At 70.8% G+C, this 14,951-nt stretch carries 13 protein-coding genes; 5 read left to right on the plus strand and 8 right to left on the minus strand.

Features of this window, described 5'->3' with window-relative positions; genetic code table 11:
* Window positions 1-24 precede the first annotated feature (24 nt).
* Complete coding sequence (locus tag ABZ464_RS29165; protein WP_359281373.1) at window positions 25-1,404, plus strand: AI-2E family transporter; 1,380 nt, start codon at window positions 25-27, stop codon at window positions 1,402-1,404.
* Between the two features lie 16 nt (window positions 1,405-1,420).
* Here ABZ464_RS29165 and ABZ464_RS29170 read toward each other — a convergent pair whose 3' ends face one another.
* Window positions 1,421-1,954, minus strand: a complete 534-nt coding sequence (locus ABZ464_RS29170; RefSeq protein WP_359281376.1) for a carboxymuconolactone decarboxylase family protein — start codon at window positions 1,952-1,954, stop codon at window positions 1,421-1,423.
* Window positions 1,955-2,154: 200 nt separating this feature from the next.
* On the opposite strand from ABZ464_RS29170, the gene ABZ464_RS29175 reads away from it, so the two are divergent.
* The 3 genes from ABZ464_RS29175 to ABZ464_RS29185 all read left to right on the plus strand — a co-directional run bounded on the left by ABZ464_RS29175 (window position 2,155) and on the right by ABZ464_RS29185 (window position 4,016).
* A complete protein-coding gene (locus tag ABZ464_RS29175) occupies window positions 2,155-3,075 on the plus strand; it encodes a MarR family transcriptional regulator (RefSeq protein ID WP_359281379.1) in 921 nt (306 codons plus the stop codon).
* A 121-nt stretch (window positions 3,076-3,196) separates the two neighbouring features.
* Complete coding sequence (locus tag ABZ464_RS29180; RefSeq protein WP_359281381.1) at window positions 3,197-3,574, plus strand: roadblock/LC7 domain-containing protein; 378 nt, start codon at window positions 3,197-3,199, stop codon at window positions 3,572-3,574.
* Between the two features lie 13 nt (window positions 3,575-3,587).
* On the plus strand, window positions 3,588-4,016 hold the full coding sequence (locus tag ABZ464_RS29185) for a hypothetical protein (protein WP_030783701.1): 429 nt from the start codon (window positions 3,588-3,590) through the stop codon (window positions 4,014-4,016).
* A gap of 44 nt (window positions 4,017-4,060) precedes the next feature.
* Here the strand turns inward: ABZ464_RS29185 and ABZ464_RS29190 are convergent, their stop codons facing one another.
* From ABZ464_RS29190 to ABZ464_RS29210, 5 genes are all read right to left on the minus strand, one after another.
* A complete protein-coding gene (locus ABZ464_RS29190) occupies window positions 4,061-6,397 on the minus strand; it encodes an FtsX-like permease family protein (protein WP_359281384.1) in 2,337 nt (778 codons plus the stop codon).
* The gene (locus ABZ464_RS29195) at window positions 6,394-7,083 is read right to left on the minus strand and encodes an ABC transporter ATP-binding protein (RefSeq protein ID WP_359281385.1); all 690 of its coding nucleotides are present in this window, start codon (window positions 7,081-7,083) and stop codon (window positions 6,394-6,396) included. The genes ABZ464_RS29190 and ABZ464_RS29195 overlap by 4 nt, the downstream gene beginning before the upstream one ends.
* Window positions 7,080-7,604, minus strand: coding sequence for a PadR family transcriptional regulator (locus ABZ464_RS29200; RefSeq protein ID WP_359281387.1), 525 nt, complete (start codon window positions 7,602-7,604; stop codon window positions 7,080-7,082). The genes ABZ464_RS29195 and ABZ464_RS29200 overlap by 4 nt, the downstream gene beginning before the upstream one ends.
* A 195-nt stretch (window positions 7,605-7,799) precedes the next feature.
* Window positions 7,800-8,054: a hypothetical protein gene (locus ABZ464_RS29205; RefSeq protein ID WP_359281390.1), complete on the minus strand. Its 255-nt coding sequence runs from the start codon at window positions 8,052-8,054 to the stop codon at window positions 7,800-7,802.
* Window positions 8,051-8,980 (minus strand): SPFH domain-containing protein, encoded by a 930-nt coding sequence (locus tag ABZ464_RS29210; protein WP_359281392.1) that lies wholly within the window; start codon window positions 8,978-8,980, stop codon window positions 8,051-8,053. Before ABZ464_RS29210 ends, ABZ464_RS29205 begins: the two co-directional genes overlap by 4 nt.
* A gap of 288 nt (window positions 8,981-9,268) precedes the next feature.
* On the opposite strand from ABZ464_RS29210, the gene ABZ464_RS29215 reads away from it, so the two are divergent.
* Window positions 9,269-11,764 carry a transglycosylase domain-containing protein gene (locus ABZ464_RS29215; protein ID WP_359281395.1) on the plus strand — a complete coding sequence of 832 codons (2,496 nt, stop codon included), beginning with the start codon at window positions 9,269-9,271 and terminating at the stop codon, window positions 11,762-11,764.
* Between the two features lie 62 nt (window positions 11,765-11,826).
* Here ABZ464_RS29215 and ABZ464_RS29220 read toward each other — a convergent pair whose 3' ends face one another.
* Window positions 11,827-13,929 carry a SpoIIE family protein phosphatase gene (locus ABZ464_RS29220; RefSeq protein WP_359281397.1) on the minus strand — a complete coding sequence of 701 codons (2,103 nt, stop codon included), beginning with the start codon at window positions 13,927-13,929 and terminating at the stop codon, window positions 11,827-11,829.
* Between the two features lie 325 nt (window positions 13,930-14,254).
* A complete protein-coding gene (locus ABZ464_RS29225) occupies window positions 14,255-14,947 on the minus strand; it encodes a DUF402 domain-containing protein (protein ID WP_359281399.1) in 693 nt (230 codons plus the stop codon).
* Window positions 14,948-14,951: the final 4 nt, after the last annotated feature.

Genomic DNA, 14,951 nt, shown 5'->3' on the forward strand with positions numbered 1-14,951 from the left:
AGAGACGGGGGAAGAGGGCGGATCATGTCGCGAGTGCCAGGGTGGCTCGGCCGGCTCGGGGCCGGTCTGACCGAGATGGGTGAGCGGCTCGACGAGCGCCGCGCCGAGGTGGAGCGGGAGAGCGCCCCCGAGCCCCCAGAGCCCCTCGAGGTCTCCGAGCCGGACCCGGAGCCGTCGGCGCCCGGGGCCGCCGTGACGCCCCCCGGGGCCGCCGAGGAGCCCACCCCTCCCCTCCCGCGCCCCGATCCCGCCCAGGCCGTGCCGTGGGGCGTCCGGGTCGCCGCCGAGGCGGGCTGGCGGCTGCTGGTGCTCGCCGGGACCGTCTGGGTGCTGATCAAGGTCATCAGCGCGGTCCAGCTGGTCGTCCTGGCCTTCGTGGTCGCCCTGCTGCTGACCGCCCTCCTCGAACCCACCGTGGCCCGGCTCAAGCGCATGGGCGTGCCCCGGGGACCCGCGACCGCCCTCACCGCGATCCTCGGATTCGTCGTCATCGGCCTGATGGGCTGGTTCGTGACCTGGCAGGTCATGGAGAACATCGACAACCTCTCCGACCAGGTCCAGGACGGCATCGAGGATCTGCGCCGCTGGCTGCTCAACAGCCCCTTCCACGTCACCGACAAGCAGATCAACGGCATCGCCAAGAACCTGCGCGAGGCGATCGGCGCCAACACCGACTCCATCACCTCGGCGGGCCTGGAGGGTGTCACGGTCGTCGTCGAGGCGCTCACCGGCATCCTGCTCGCGTTCTTCTCGACGCTCTTCCTGCTCTACGACGGCAAGCGGATCTGGGAGTGGACCCTCAAGCTGGTCCCGGCCGCCGCCCGCCCGGGTGTGGCGGGCGCGGGCCCGCGGGCCTGGGCGACGCTGACGGCGTACGTCCGGGGCACGGTCGTGGTGGCCCTCATCGACGCCATCTTCATCGGCCTCGGCATCTACTTCCTCGATGTGCCGATGGCCGTGCCGCTGGCCGTGTTCATCTTCCTGTTCTCGTTCATCCCGCTGGTCGGCGCGGTGGCCTCCGGCGCGCTGGCGGTGGTCGTGGCGCTGGTGACGCAGGGCGTGTTCGTCGCGGTGATGACGCTCGCCGTGGTGCTGGCCGTGCAGCAGATCGAGGGCCACATCCTCCAGCCGTTCATCCTCGGCCGCGCGGTCCGCGTCCACCCGCTCGCGGTGGTCCTGGCGGTGGCCTCCGGCGGCCTGGTCGCCGGCATCGGCGGCGCGGTGGTCGCCGTACCCCTGGTGGCGGTGACGAACACGGTGGTGGGCTATCTGAAGGCGTACGCCCAGGAACCCGCCCTGCGGACCTCGCCGAGGCCGCGCGGGGCCACGGCGATGGAGGTCGCCCCGGTCGGCCCGCCCCCGCAGGACGCGCCCCGTCCGCAGGCCGAGGACGAGGCCCGCTGAGGGCCGGAGCGGTGGCCTACGCGCCCAGCACGGCCTCCGCCTCCAGGGTCACCCCCACCGCCTGGACGACCGAGGCGATCCTGAACGCCTCCTGAACCACCTCCCGCCCGACCCCCGCCGTGCGCAGCGCCCGCTCGTGCGCGTCGAGACAGAGCCCGCACCCGTTGACCGCGGACACCGCGACCGACCACAGCTCGACGTCCACCCGGGGGACTCCGGGGTCGCCGAGGACGTTCGTCCGCAGCCCGGCCCGCAGACCGCCGTACTCCGGGTCGGAGAGCAGATGCCGGGTGCGGTGGAAGACGTTGTTCATCGTCATCGTCGCGGCCGCCGACTTCGCGGCGGTGTACGCCTCCGGGGAGAGCCTCGCCCGTGCCTCCGGTCCCAGCTCGCGCAGCACGATCGGGGAGCGCGCGGCGATCGCGCTCACCAGGACCGTGCCCCACAGCTGCTGGGCCGGCAGGGCCGAAGCGCCGATGACCGAGCCCAGGTTGAGCCGCAGTTCCCTGGCGTAGTCCGGCAGGGCGGACTTCAGCGCGTCCAACGACATGTCTCTCCTCGCACACCCACGGCGTCACCGCCGATCGGTCAAATGAGCGCCGAACAAAAATATTTGAATGATCCGACAAGACAACTTCCGTCAGGTCGGGACAGGTAGCAAATCCCCGGCTGGAATATACGCCCGGGCTGATAGACATTCCCCCCTCAGCGGTACGCGTCAGGCGTATGTGCGACAGGGCAAGGGGAGTGATGTCGGGCTACGAGCTGCTGGCACGCGACCTCGCCGCGTGCGTGCGCGACGGGTTCACGGGCGAGCTGTGGGTGGCCGGTTCACCCGGCGGCGTCTTCCATCTGCACGGCGGACTGATCGCCTCGATCGAGTCGCCGGGCGCGCCCGGCGCGGAGGCCCTGCTGCTGCGTTCCGGGCGGATCGCCGGCGAGGAGTGGGCCGCGCTGGTGCGCGAGTCCGGGGGCGCGCGCTGGCCCGCCGCCGGGCTGATCGCCCACGGCTACGCGGGCGCCGCCCAGCTCCGGGTGGTCTGCGCGATGGCCCTCCAGGACGCCGCGTTCGCAGTCGTCGCGGGCAGCGTCAACGGCTGCGAACGCGGTCCGGCGACCGGGCCGCCGCCCGCCCCGGTCGCCATCGGCGAGGCCCCCACCCGGCTGCTCCAGGAGGCGGCCCGCAAGCTCTCGGCGCTGCTCTCGATGCCGTACCCGGTACGCCCCGAGCGGGAGCGTCCGGTGCCCGGCTCCCTCTCCTACGCCGCCGACCGCCTCGGCCCGATCCAGCGCGAGCTGCTCACCCACGCCGACGGCCGGCGCACCGCCCGCGACCTCGCCTTCCGCACCGGGCGCGGGGTCTACACGGTCACCGTGGCGGTGGCCCGGATGCTGGGGGAGGGGCTGATGGAGTGCGGGGAGTCGCCCCGGCCGATCCCGGTGCGGCTGCCGCCAGGCGGCCAGGGCGTACGGCCCCGGGAACCGGCCCCGCCCCCACCGCTCGCCCCCGTCCCGCCGCCCGCACCGCCCCCCGAGCCGGCCGCCCTGCCCCGCCGCCGCCCCGGCGCCAGCGGCATCAACGAGGCCCTCGCCCCGGAACCCGACGAGAACAACGGCGGCGGCACCGGCTGGAAGGACTTCTTCCGGCTCCGCAATCCGACGACGAAATAGCCGGACGAAATAGCCGGACGGACAGCCGGACGGCTCGAATGGCCGGCCTCCACCGGGAAATTCGAAATCCCCCACAGAAAACAGACGGTCATATGCGATCAGAATCAGGGGAGTTGCACTCATGGACCACAAAGCCCTCGCGCAGGAGATGCGCGGCCTGCGCGAGCAGGTGAGCGGAATCACCGACACCGCCCTCGCCGCGGCCGACGGGCTGCTCATCGCCGCGGACACGGCCGACTCGATCGACCCGGAGGGCCTCGCCGCCCTCGCCGCGGCCGGCCTCGGCCTCGCCCGCCGTACCTCCGAGGCGACCGCCCGCGGTGCCCTGCACCGCACGGTGACCTACGGCAGCCACGGCTGCGCCGCGTTCTACGCCGTCGGCGACACCGCGCTGATGGTCGTACTCGGGGACGAGGGGATGGATGTGGAGCGCCTGCACCGGGCGACCCAGCCGGCCCTGCGCCGCATCGATCTGATCCTCACCGAGAAAACCGCCTAAGGAGTCTGAAGGGATGGCGACGAAGCGTATGACCCCCGGTTTCTCCGATCAGGTGATGGGCCTGGTCAAGTCACTCCGTACCGATGCCCCCGACTGCGTCGCCTCCGGCGTCGTCGACATGTCCACCGGCATGCTGCTCTCCTACGAAACGGTCGACAACCACCCGCCCGAGGTCCTCGACCTGCTGGCCGGCGCGACGCTCGACCTGTTCCAGGGCCGCACGGTCGTCATGATCGAGGACGTCTTCAAGGAGCGGCGCGGGATCCAGAGCGACAACCACTTCTTCCAGGAGATCCTCGTCAACAGCGACAATCTCACCCACCTGTTCGTGAGGATGACCGAGCAGCAGGACGTCGTCGCGGTGGTCGTCTGCCGCAAGTCCGTCAACGTGGGCATGCTGTTCGCGCAGGTGCGGAGGGTGGTGCGGGAGTACCGGCTCTGAACGACCGAAGGGCCCCTCGGCGGCAATCCGAGGGGCCCTCCAGGTCACTCCGTGCGCAGACCGTCCGGCCGCATCAGCCGTATCAGCGGCGGCAGGCTCAGCAGCGTCACCAGCACCACGACCGCCGCGCCGAAACCGGTCATCGCCAGCACGCTCGGCCAGTCCACACTGATGCCGGTGTCCGTCATCCTCAGCAGGATCGCGCCCAGCGTGAGGCCCACCCCCATGGCCAGCAGCAGACCCAGCGCGATCGGGATCGCCGTCTGCCACAGCACCGACAGGCCCAGGGTGCGCCGCCGGGTGCCGAAGGCGACCAGGGCCGACAGCAGCTTGCGGCGGTCGCGCAGCTGCTCCAGCTGCGACACCAGCAGGCTCGCCCCGATCAGCAGCAGCACACAGGCGGAACCGACCATCAGACCGGAGCGGATGGACTCGTACTTCCGGTTCTTCTCGGTGGCCGACCAGGTCATCATCGAGGCTATCGGGTCCACGTGGAAGGTGGTGTTGCGGACGTATTCGCTCGCGTCGGGCACGGACTCGTCGACCGAGAGGTACACCTCACCGCTGACCGTCTTCTCCAGCGACTTCGGCAGCGCGCCCGTCGTCATCACGAAGCCACCGCGCCGCAGATTGCGGGGGTCCTTGATCGACGGAACCTCCCGGATTCCTGCGGGGACGGTCCAGACGGCTTCGGGGCTGTGCTCGCCCCATCCCTCGATATAGAGCTTCGTGCCGGGCTTGTTCAGCTTCGCGGAGTCGGAGTCGTAGTCGGCTCCGTTCAGGACGAACATGTCGCCGTCCTTGCAGGAGGGCAGCTTCGCCACCTCGCGCAGCGCGTCGCAGTCGCCCACGGTCAGCTCCGAGCTGATCTCCGGGCCGTTCTCGCTGTTCCAGGAGGAGTTGCCGAAGTAGCCCTCCCACAGCGCGGTGACCTTCGTGACGCCCTTGGTGTCGGCGAACTTCCGGGCGGTCTCCGCCAGCGGGACGCCCTCCGGCACGGTCACCTGGAGCTGCGCCCGCCGCAGATCCTGCCCGGTGGCCTTGGTGTAGTCGCCGTCGACGCCGGCGAACAGCATCTGCAGGGCGATCGCCCCGGCCACCGCCACCGCGATGCCGTTGACCATCCGGGCCGCCGTACCGCTGCTCAACTGCAGGCGCCGTACGGCCAGTTGCCAGGCCACTCCACCGGAGCCGAGCCGGGCGACGACCGTCTCCACGAGCCACGGCAGCAGGGCCGTGACCCCGACCAGCAGCAGCAGCACTCCGCCGATCACCAGGTACTGGTTGAAGTCGCCGTTGGTGCGGCCCTGGCCGATCATCGGGTAGAGCATCGCGAGACCGCCCACGGGCAGCAGCAGCCGCCACCACAGCCGGCGCCGGGTGGGCCGGGCGGTGCGGACCACGCCGAGCGGCTCGATGACGACCCCGCGCAGGGCGAAGAGCGTGACCAGGACGGCGGCGGCGGGCACCGCCAGCGCGACCAGCGCCGCCAGCAGGGGCGAGGGGTCGAGATAGCTCGGCCAGGCGCTGATGCCCAGCACCTCCACCGAGCCCGCCACGTGCCGGCCGATCAGGAAGAACCCGGTGCCGGCGACCAGCCCGAGCAGCGACCCGGCCATCGCCTCACCGGCCGCGACCCGCCGGGTCATCCCGCCGTCGGAACCGATCAGCCTGAGGGCCGCGAGCCTGCGGTCGCGCCGCTCGCCGCCGAACCGCACGGCCGCGGCGATGAACACGGCCACCGGCATCAGCAGCACCACGATCATGACGAGGATCAGCAGGACGAGCACCGGGTCCGTGTCCTCGTGCGTCGGCTTCGGGTTCCCGAACGCCGTCAGCCGGGTCGCCCCGTTGCCGTCGAGGTACCTGGCCAGCCCGGAGCCGCCCGCGTAGTAGGCGAGTTCCTGCGAGCCGATCAGCCCGCTCTCCCCGATCGTCCCCACGATCCGGTACGGCAGCCGCTCCCGCAGCAGCGCCGAACCACCGGAGGCGAGCAGCTTCTTCAGTGCCGGCGAGACGACCATCTCGCCCTTGGCCGGGTAGGCGTCCACCCCGGGCGGCCGCGGGGCGTCGGGCCCCTCCGGCTCCACCAGCCGGCCGCGCACGTCCTTGTCGCGGAACGTGGTGTCGGACTCGACGAGCACAAGAGTGCTGTCGCTCTTGCGCGGCACCTCCGCGGAGAACGAGTAGTCCAGCCGCGCCTCTTCGCGCGCGTGCCTGGCCTGAAGCGCGTTGGGTATCGCGGTCGTCAGCAGCAGCACCGCCACCCCGAGCCCCACGCCGACCGCGGTCAGCGCGGCGCGGATCCAGCCCTCCCGGCCGCCCGTGAAGGCGAACCGCACCCCGAGGCCGAGATCCCGGGACCACTGCCTCACGTTCATACGACCCGCTCCATGTCCCGCGACTTCCCGTCCCGTACGACGATCTCGCGGTCGGAGTAGGCGGCCACCCGCGCCTCGTGCGTCACCAGCACCACGGCCGCGTTGGCCGATCGGGCGGCCTCGGTGAGCAGCTCCATCACACGCTCGCCGTTGAGCGAGTCGAGCGCACCGGTCGGCTCGTCCGCGAAGATCAGCCGCGGGCTCGTGACGAGCGAGCGCGCCACCGCGACCCGCTGGCCCTGCCCGCCGGACACCTCACCCGGCCGCTTCTTGGCGAGGTCGTCGACCTCCAGCCGCTCCATCCACCCGAGGGCGGTGCGCTCGGCCTGCTTGCGGGAGGTGCCGTTCAGCCGCAGCGGCAGGGCCACGTTCTCGACACAGGTCAGCTCCGGCACCAGCTGGCCGAACTGGAACACGAACCCGAACTCCGTGCGCCGCAGCAGACTGCGCCGTGCGTCGTTCATCGTCGCGAGCTCCTGCCCGTCGTACCGGATCGAGCCGGAGTCGGGCGTCACTATGCCGGCGAGGCAGTGCAGCAGCGTCGATTTGCCGGACCCGGACGGGCCCATCACCGCGACGACCTCGCCGGGGTGGATGGAGAACTCGGCGCCGTCCAGCGCCATGGTCGGCCCGTACGCCTTTTTCAGGTCCTCGGCGACGAGCAGGGATCCCCCGGGGGCGTTCATTCGGTCACCGTGGCCTTCAGCTTGTCGAGGCGCGCGGCGGCGAGCTCCAGCCAGCGCAGGTCGGCCTCGAGATGGAACAGGGCGTGGTCGCAGATGAGCTGGTCCGCCAGATCACCCTTGCGCTTGCGGTCGGTCAGGATGCGCATGCTGCGCAGATGCTCCGCCCGCTGGGTGTCGAGGATGTCGGCCGCGTCGCGCTCGGTGAGCAGGGCGAGGACGACCTTCGTGTAGAGGGTCGACTGCAGATACGGCTCGGGCTTCTCGGGCGTGGCGAGCCAGCGCTCCACGTCGGTGACACCGGCGTCGGTGATCGCGTACCGCTTGCGCTCGGGGCCGCCGCCGGCCTCGATGCCGTCGACCTCGACGAGACCGTTCTTCAGCAGGCGCGACATCGTCGAGTAGACCTGGCCGTAGTGCAGCGGCCGGTCGTGACCGAACTTCTCGTCGAAGGCCCGCTTCAGGTCGTAACCGTGTCGGGGCCCGGACTCCAGGAGTCCCAGGAGGGTGTGACCGATGGACATGGGGAGGACTGTACACGCGGTGTATACCCGGGGTGTATACGCGGAGTGTGTAGGTGGTGGCGGGGGGTGGGGGCGTGCAGGTGGGGGCCGATTGTCACCGTTCTGCTACAGCGCCGGTCGCTGTTCGAGGCCGGTCCTGCAACTCCCGGCCCGTCTGGGGGCACCCCCTCTGGGGGAGTTTGAGGGCGAGGCCGTTCAGGCCGACGGGGGTCTGGGGGCGGAGCCCCCGGGGGGCCGCCCGCGCCGAGGAATCGGCCCCGTGTCGCGAGGTAGTCTCCCGGCCTCCGCGAGAGCGCGCCGCAACAGGAACTCGATCTGCGCGTTCGCGGACCGCAACTCGTCCCCGGCCCACCGCGCCAGCGCGTCGTACACCGCGGGATCCAGCCGCAACAGCACCTGCTTGCGCTGCGGCCGGCCCGGTGGGGTCGAACCCCCGGAGGGAGCCGTCACTGGTAGAGGGTCCCCGTGTTGAGCACGGGCTGCGGCGCCCGGTCCCCGCACAGCACCACCATCAGGTTGGACACCATCGCCGCCTTACGCTCGTCGTCCAGTTCCACGATGTCCTGCTCGGCGATCCGGTGCAGCGCCGCCTCGACCATCCCGACGGCCCCGTCCACGATCTCCCGCCGCGCCGCGACCACCGCGCCCGCCTGCTGCCGCTGGAGCATCGCCGAGGCGATCTCGGGAGCGTACGCGAGATGCGTGAACCGGGACTCGATGATCCGTACACCGGCCGCCTCCACGCGCGCGTGCAGCTCGGCCGCGAGCTTCTCGGTGATCTCCTCGGCGTTGCCGCGCAGCGAGAGCCCGTCCTCGTCGTGGGAGTCGTAGGGGTACTCGATGGCGATGTGCCGTACGGCCGCCTCGGTCTGGGTGGAGACGAACTCCAGGAAGTCGTCCACCTCGAACACGGCCTGCGCGGTGTCCTGCACGTTCCACACCACGACCGCGGCGAGCTCGATCGGGTTGCCGTAGGCGTCGTTGACCTTCAGGACGGCCGTCTCGTGGTTGCGGACCCGGGTGGAGATCTTCTCGCGGGAGGTGAAGGGGTTCACCCAGCGCAGCCCGTCCTCGCGGATGGTGCCCCGGTAGCGCCCGAAGAGCTGCACCACGCGCGCCTCGCCCGGCGCGACCGTGTTCAGTCCGCACATCGACAGGAACGCGGCGAGTCCTATGAGGATGCCGCCGACGATCAGCGCGGCCTTGGCGCCGGTCGCGGTCACCACGGTCGCGGCGGCGATCAGCCCACCGCCGACCAGCAGCCCGGTCAGTCCGCCGAGCAGGGCGAGCCCGCCGCCGACGCTGTGGGCCGGGAACTCCTTGACGTGCGGAGCGGGCAGCGCGGGCACGCCGGCCGAGGATGTCTCTGTGGACATGGGTGATTCCCCCCGTTTGTTCAGATGTGTACCGCCTGCCGGCGGCCATGCGTAAGCATCGGTCTATCTAAGTGATAACACTTAATGAGCGTTTGGCAACCCTCGGAGCGTTCCAGTCGTCGAACGAGGTGACGTGGTGTGCCGGTTTCCCGGCGGGGTGCTGATTCTCACCCCCTCCGAACGCCGGACCGAGGCCTCTTCGACATAGCCGACGGTGTTAGCTTTCTGAGCTGACCTGCCTCCAGGCACTGGTGTGACTGCCGAGTACGAAGCGGAGCGAGCGGACTCATGGGACGAGCGGACGAGAGACGAGCGCGACAGAGCGGTGGCCGTCGCGCGGCGCCCAAGAACCGCTCCCCGCGGAGAGAGGCCCCGCCGACGCGCAGCGAGTCCCGCTCGGCCGTGGAGGCCCCCGAAGCTCCCGAGGCACCCGACACCGCGGGCAGCCCCGCACCCGGCGGCCGCGCGGCCGCGCGCCGGGCCGCCGCCGGCAAGAAAGGCGGCCGGGGCGCCAAAGGCGGCGGCAAGGGCGGCAAGGGCGGCAAGGGCGGTAAGAAGGAGAAGAGCCTCATACGCCGGATCTTCACCTGGAAGAAGATCCTCGGCGCGTTCCTCCTCATGACCACGGCCGTGATCGGCGCCCTCGTCTGGCTGTACGTCAGCACGCCGATCCCCGCCGGCAACCCCGACGCCGATCTGCAGAGCAACGTCTACAAGTACGACGACGGTTCGATCGCCACCCGCGACGGTGACGTCAACCGTGAGAACGTCGACCTCTCCAAGGTCCCCAAGGCCGTCCAGCACACCTTCGTCGCCGCCGAGAACAAGACCTTCTACAACGACGCCGGCGTCGACCTGAGGGGCACCACCCGAGGCATCCTCAACACCCTCATGGGCAAGGGCGCGCAGGGCGGTTCGACGATCACCCAGCAGTACGTCAAGAACTACTACCTGAGCCAGGAACAGACCGTCACGCGCAAGCTGAAGGAACTGATCATCTCGCTCAAGCTGGACCGGGAGAAGGACAAGGACTACATCCTGGCCGGCTACATCAACACCAGCTACTACGGCCGCGGCGCCTACGGCATCCAGGCAGCGGCCCAGGCCTACTACCGCGTCGACGCCGACAAACTCACCGTCCAGCAGGGCGCCTACCTCGCCGCCCTGCTCCAGGCCCCGAGCCAGTACGACTGGGCCGTCGCCACCGACACCGGCAAGCGGCTGGTCAAGGCCCGCTGGAACTACGTCCTCGACAACATGGTCGAGCAGGACTGGCTCGACAAGACGGACCGCGAGAAGATGACGTTCCCGGAGCCCATGGCCCCGAAGGCCGCCCCCGGCCAGGAGGGCCAGACCGGCTACCTGGTCTACGCGGCCAACGTCGAACTGGCCAATCAGCTCGTCGCCACGGGGATCGCCGACGACTTCGAGTCCGCCGCCGCCCTGGTCAAGAAGGGCGGCTGGAACATCGAGCTCAACATCGACAAGAAGAAGCAGAAGGCGCTGGAGACGGCGGTCAAGGATCAGCTGACCAGCAAGCTCGACGCGAAGAAGCGCTCGGTCGACGGCGACGTCCAGGCCGGTGCGGTCTCGGTGGACCCGAAGACGGGCGCCGTGGTGGCGATGTACGGCGGCAAGGGCTACACCGACCACTACGTCAACAACGCCACCCGCACCGACTACCAGCCCGCCTCCACCTTCAAGCCGGTGATCCTCGCCGCGGCCTTCGACGAGAACGCCAAGACGCAGGACGGCGACGAGATCACCGCGAACACGCTCTACGACGGCACCAGCAAGCGCCCGGTCGTCGGCAGCGACATCGGCTTCGCCCCGGAGAACGAGGACGACCAGGACTACGGCGACGTCACCGTCCAGACGGCGCTGAACAAGTCCATCAACTCCGTCTTCGCGCAGATGGGCGTCGACGTCGGCATGGACAAGGTGCTGAAGGTCGCCGACGACCTCGGCATGGACACCAAGGACCTCAAGGCGGTGCCGGCCCAGACCCTCGGCACCATGGGCGCGAGCCCCCTGCAGATGGCCGGTGTCTACGCCACCCTCGACAACCACGGCAAGAAGGTCACCCCGGCGCTCATCAAGACGGCGACGAACAGCGCCTACCCGACGTTCAAGCACACCGACCCCATCGGGGAGCAGGTCGTCGACCGGGAGGCCGCAGACTCGGTCACCTCGGTCCTCACCGGTGTGGTCGACGACGGTACGGCCAAGAAGTCCGTACGGGACAACCCGCTGCGCAAGGGCCAGAAGGTGGCCGGCAAGACGGGTACGTCCGACAACAACAAGTCGGCCTGGTTCACCGGCTACACCCCCGACCTGGTGACCTCGGTCGGCCTGTTCGGCGAGAAGGCCAAGACCGGCGCCCAGGTCAGCCTCACCGGTGCGACGACGGGCCTGACCACGGTCGCGGGCCGGATCAACGGTGGTGGCTTCCCGGCGCAGATCTGGGCGGCGTACACCTTCGGCGTCTCCACCAAGGTCACCAAGTTCGACCTGGACACCGAGCAGGGCGCGGCGGTCCAGACTTCGTCGCCGTCCCCCACCACGTCCGCCTCGTCGAGCCCGAGCCCCTCCAACACCCCCACGGCGACGAACACCCCGACGAGCAAGCCCACGACCGGGGCGCCGACGCCGACCAACACCCCCACCGCGAACACCCCGACGAGCCCGGAACCCACGGGCAACACGACGACAGCACCGTCGACCGGCGAACCCACAGTGGACCCGACCAACCCGCCGGACCCACTGAGCGGCGACGGCCAGTAACCGCATGAAAGAGAGGGCGTCCGGTGATCACCGGACGCCCTCTCTTCTTTGTCTTCGCCGACCTACGACCGATTCAACTCGAACCACACGACCTTGCCGGTACTGAGCCGTGTGGCCCCCCACCGGCGAGCGAGCCGATTGACCAAATACAGCCCCCGCCCACCCTCATCGGTGGCCCGAGCCTGCCGCAACCGAGGCAACTGAGGCACATCGTCCCCCACCTCGCACCGCAGCACGTCGGTCCGCAGCAACCGCAGAGTCACCGGCCGGGAGGCATACCGCACCGCATTGGTGACCACCTCGCTCACCAGCAGCTCCACGGAATCGCTCAGATCCTCCATCCCCCACCGGGACAACGCCCGCCGGGCGAGCCGCCGGGCACGGCCGGGGGCCGCGTCCTCCGGCTCCAGGAACCAGTACGCCACATCGCTCGGCGCGATCCCGTCGAAGCGGGCGGCGAGCAGCGCGATGTCGTCGTCCCGGTCGCCCGGCCCGAGCATGTCGAGCACCTCGTCGCACAGCGCCTCCAGCGGCGGCGGATGATCCGGCCCCGTGAGCTGAGCGGTCGCGGCCAGTTTCTCCCGCAGCTGCTCTATCCCGGTCGCCACGTCCCGCAGCCGGGACTCCACCAGGCCGTCGGTGTACAGCAGCAGCGTCGCCCCGGCCGGTGCGTCCAGTTCCACCGCCTCGAAGTCGACCCCGCCCACGCCGATCGGCGCCCCCGGCGGCACCCGCAGCACCTCGGCCCGGCCCCCCAGATGCAGCAGGACCGGCGGCGGATGGCCGGCGTTGGCGATCGTGATGCGATGCGATACGGGGTCGTAGACGGCGTACAGACAGGTCGCCATCCGGTCGGAGCCCAGCCGCTGGGCCTGCTCGTCGAGATGGTGCAGGACCTCCTGCGGAGGCAGATCCAGACCCGCGAGGGTCTGGGCGGTCGTCCGCAGCTGGCCCATGATCGCGGCCGAGGTCATCGAGTGCCCCATGACATCGCCCACGACCAGCGCCACCCGGCTGCCGGGCAGCGGGATCGCGTCGTACCAGTCGCCGCCCACCCGCGCGGTCTCGGCCGCCGGCAGATAGCGGGATGCGAGCCGTACGCCCGTGGGCCGGGGCAGGTGCTCCGGCAGCATCGTGCGCTGCAGCTCGTCGGCGATGTACGCCTCACGGTCGTACAGCACGGCCTTGTCGATGCCGAGCGCGCTGTGCGTGGCGAGCTGGGCCGCGACCAGCAGGTCGTCGTTCTCGAACGGGAAGCGCTCCGGGCGGCGCAGGAAGACCGCCGCGCCGATCACCCGGCGGCGGCCCCGCAGCGGGGCCAGGATGGCCCGCTGGCCGCCCGGGACGACCAGGGTGCTGTCCGCGCCCAGGAGTTCGGGCAGCGCGGCACGTGCGGCCGGGCTGTCGGCGAACACCGGGCGCACCCCGCGCAGCACCTCCGCGAGCGCCCCGCCGGGCCGTACCTCGCACAGTTCGGCGATCGCGGAGGACAACTCGGCGCTCAGCTCGGAGGGTTCCGGCGGCGGCAGGGCGAGCGCGGCGAAGCCGGTCTCGGTGTCGCGCTCCTCCGGGATGCGGTCGGTGCGCCGCAGTCGCAGCATGACGCGGTCGGCCACCGGCCGCTCGTCGCCGACCGGCAGCGGGTCGCGCAGATAGACGAGGATCGCGTCGGAGAAGGTCGGCACGGTGGCCCGGCACAGCCCCATCACGATCTCGTCGAGGTCCAGGCCGCGGGCGATCCGCCGGGTCGCGGCGCCGACGAAACGCAGCCGGTCCCCGTCCCGGCGCATCGGCGCGGGCCGCCCGGGCGTCACCCCTTGCCCCGTACGACGCTCGGCGCGCATGTCACCACCCGGCTGGGCCGGGATGGACTCGGGCGCCGGACGTGGCCGGTGGCTGTCGGGTTCGGCTCCGGCCGCCGGCTGTGAGTGCTCGGCCTGTGAACCGGCCGGATCCGTTCCCTGGGCACTCTTGTTTCCCTTGCTGCCCTTCCCACTGGTGGCACTCGACGCGGTGCTGCCAGGGCCGTCCTCCGCGCGGCCCTGGGAGGCGGCGGGAGGTAAGGCGTCCGAGGCGTCCGGGGCCTGGGTACGCAGGAGCGCCCCGCGGGGTTCCGTGGGGTCGACGCCCTGGGGGCGTTCGTAGCTGGTGGGCTGCTCCGTCACGCGTGTCGAATCCGTCCGTCCGGGGCTGCGCGGCGCGCACACAGTTGGTCCCGCAGAAAACCCGATACCCGGAATACCTGTCCCCGGAACGGAATTCCCGCGTGGTCAGAGGCTGTTCCTGTGCCACCGGAGGACCGGGCGCGGCCCTGGCGGCGGGCGCCGTATGTCCTTTCGGCCCCGCCGGTGTTGCCCTCGTACCCCTCGCTCACGTCCTGCCGCCCCTCGGTGACGTTCGGTCAGACCCGGTGTCGGCCCCGGGAGTTGCTGTTCGATGGTCTTGCGGAGGACGATCCTACGTTTCCTGCCCGGGGGCGCATCAAGGGTCTCATGTGGACACGTGCGCCGGGACTCGGTCCCAGTCCTCCGGAAGCAACGGTACGGCCCAGGAGGGATCCGGGCGCCAGTGCTGCCAGCCCTTGTTGAACGGAGCCTCCCAGGCGCGGATCACCTCCACCGCCGCTCGGCCCGCCTCCCGCACCCGCTCGGCGACGGCGGCGTCCATCAGTCCGTCCTGCTGGGCCTGCGTGAACTCGTCCTCGTCGCGCCAGTCCCAACTGCGGTCGGGGTACACGCAGATGTCCAGAAAGTGATCCTCGGAGTCCACTCCGCCGTCCCAACGGGCCAGCGGGTCCTCCAGGTTGACGTACCAGTTCTTGAACTGCCAGCCCGGCTCCCAGAACAGCCACACCGACCAGGGATCGCCGGGCCGGGCCAGCTTCAGCACACCGGTGCCGAACCAGCGGTCGAGCTGGACGGTCCGGGGCTTGGTGTAGCGCGTCGGCAGCGGCTCCTGGTGCAGTGGGGTGCCGTCGGCGAGCACGGGCTTGACGACCTGGGTGCCGGGCGCCAGCCAGACCGCGAGCAGCTCCTCGTCGTCACGGACGACGGTGACCGGGCGGGCGATGTGGAAGCCCGGGCCGCCGTTCTCCCGGTAGCGCCACAGGATCCGGTCCCCGGGCGCCCAGAACGCCGCCGTACCGCCTGTTCCCACGCGTCTCATCGCTCCACCGTCTGCCATGCAC

The organism is Streptomyces sp. NPDC005820, assembly GCF_040630255.1.
Classification (GTDB): Bacteria; Actinomycetota; Actinomycetes; order Streptomycetales; family Streptomycetaceae; genus Streptomyces.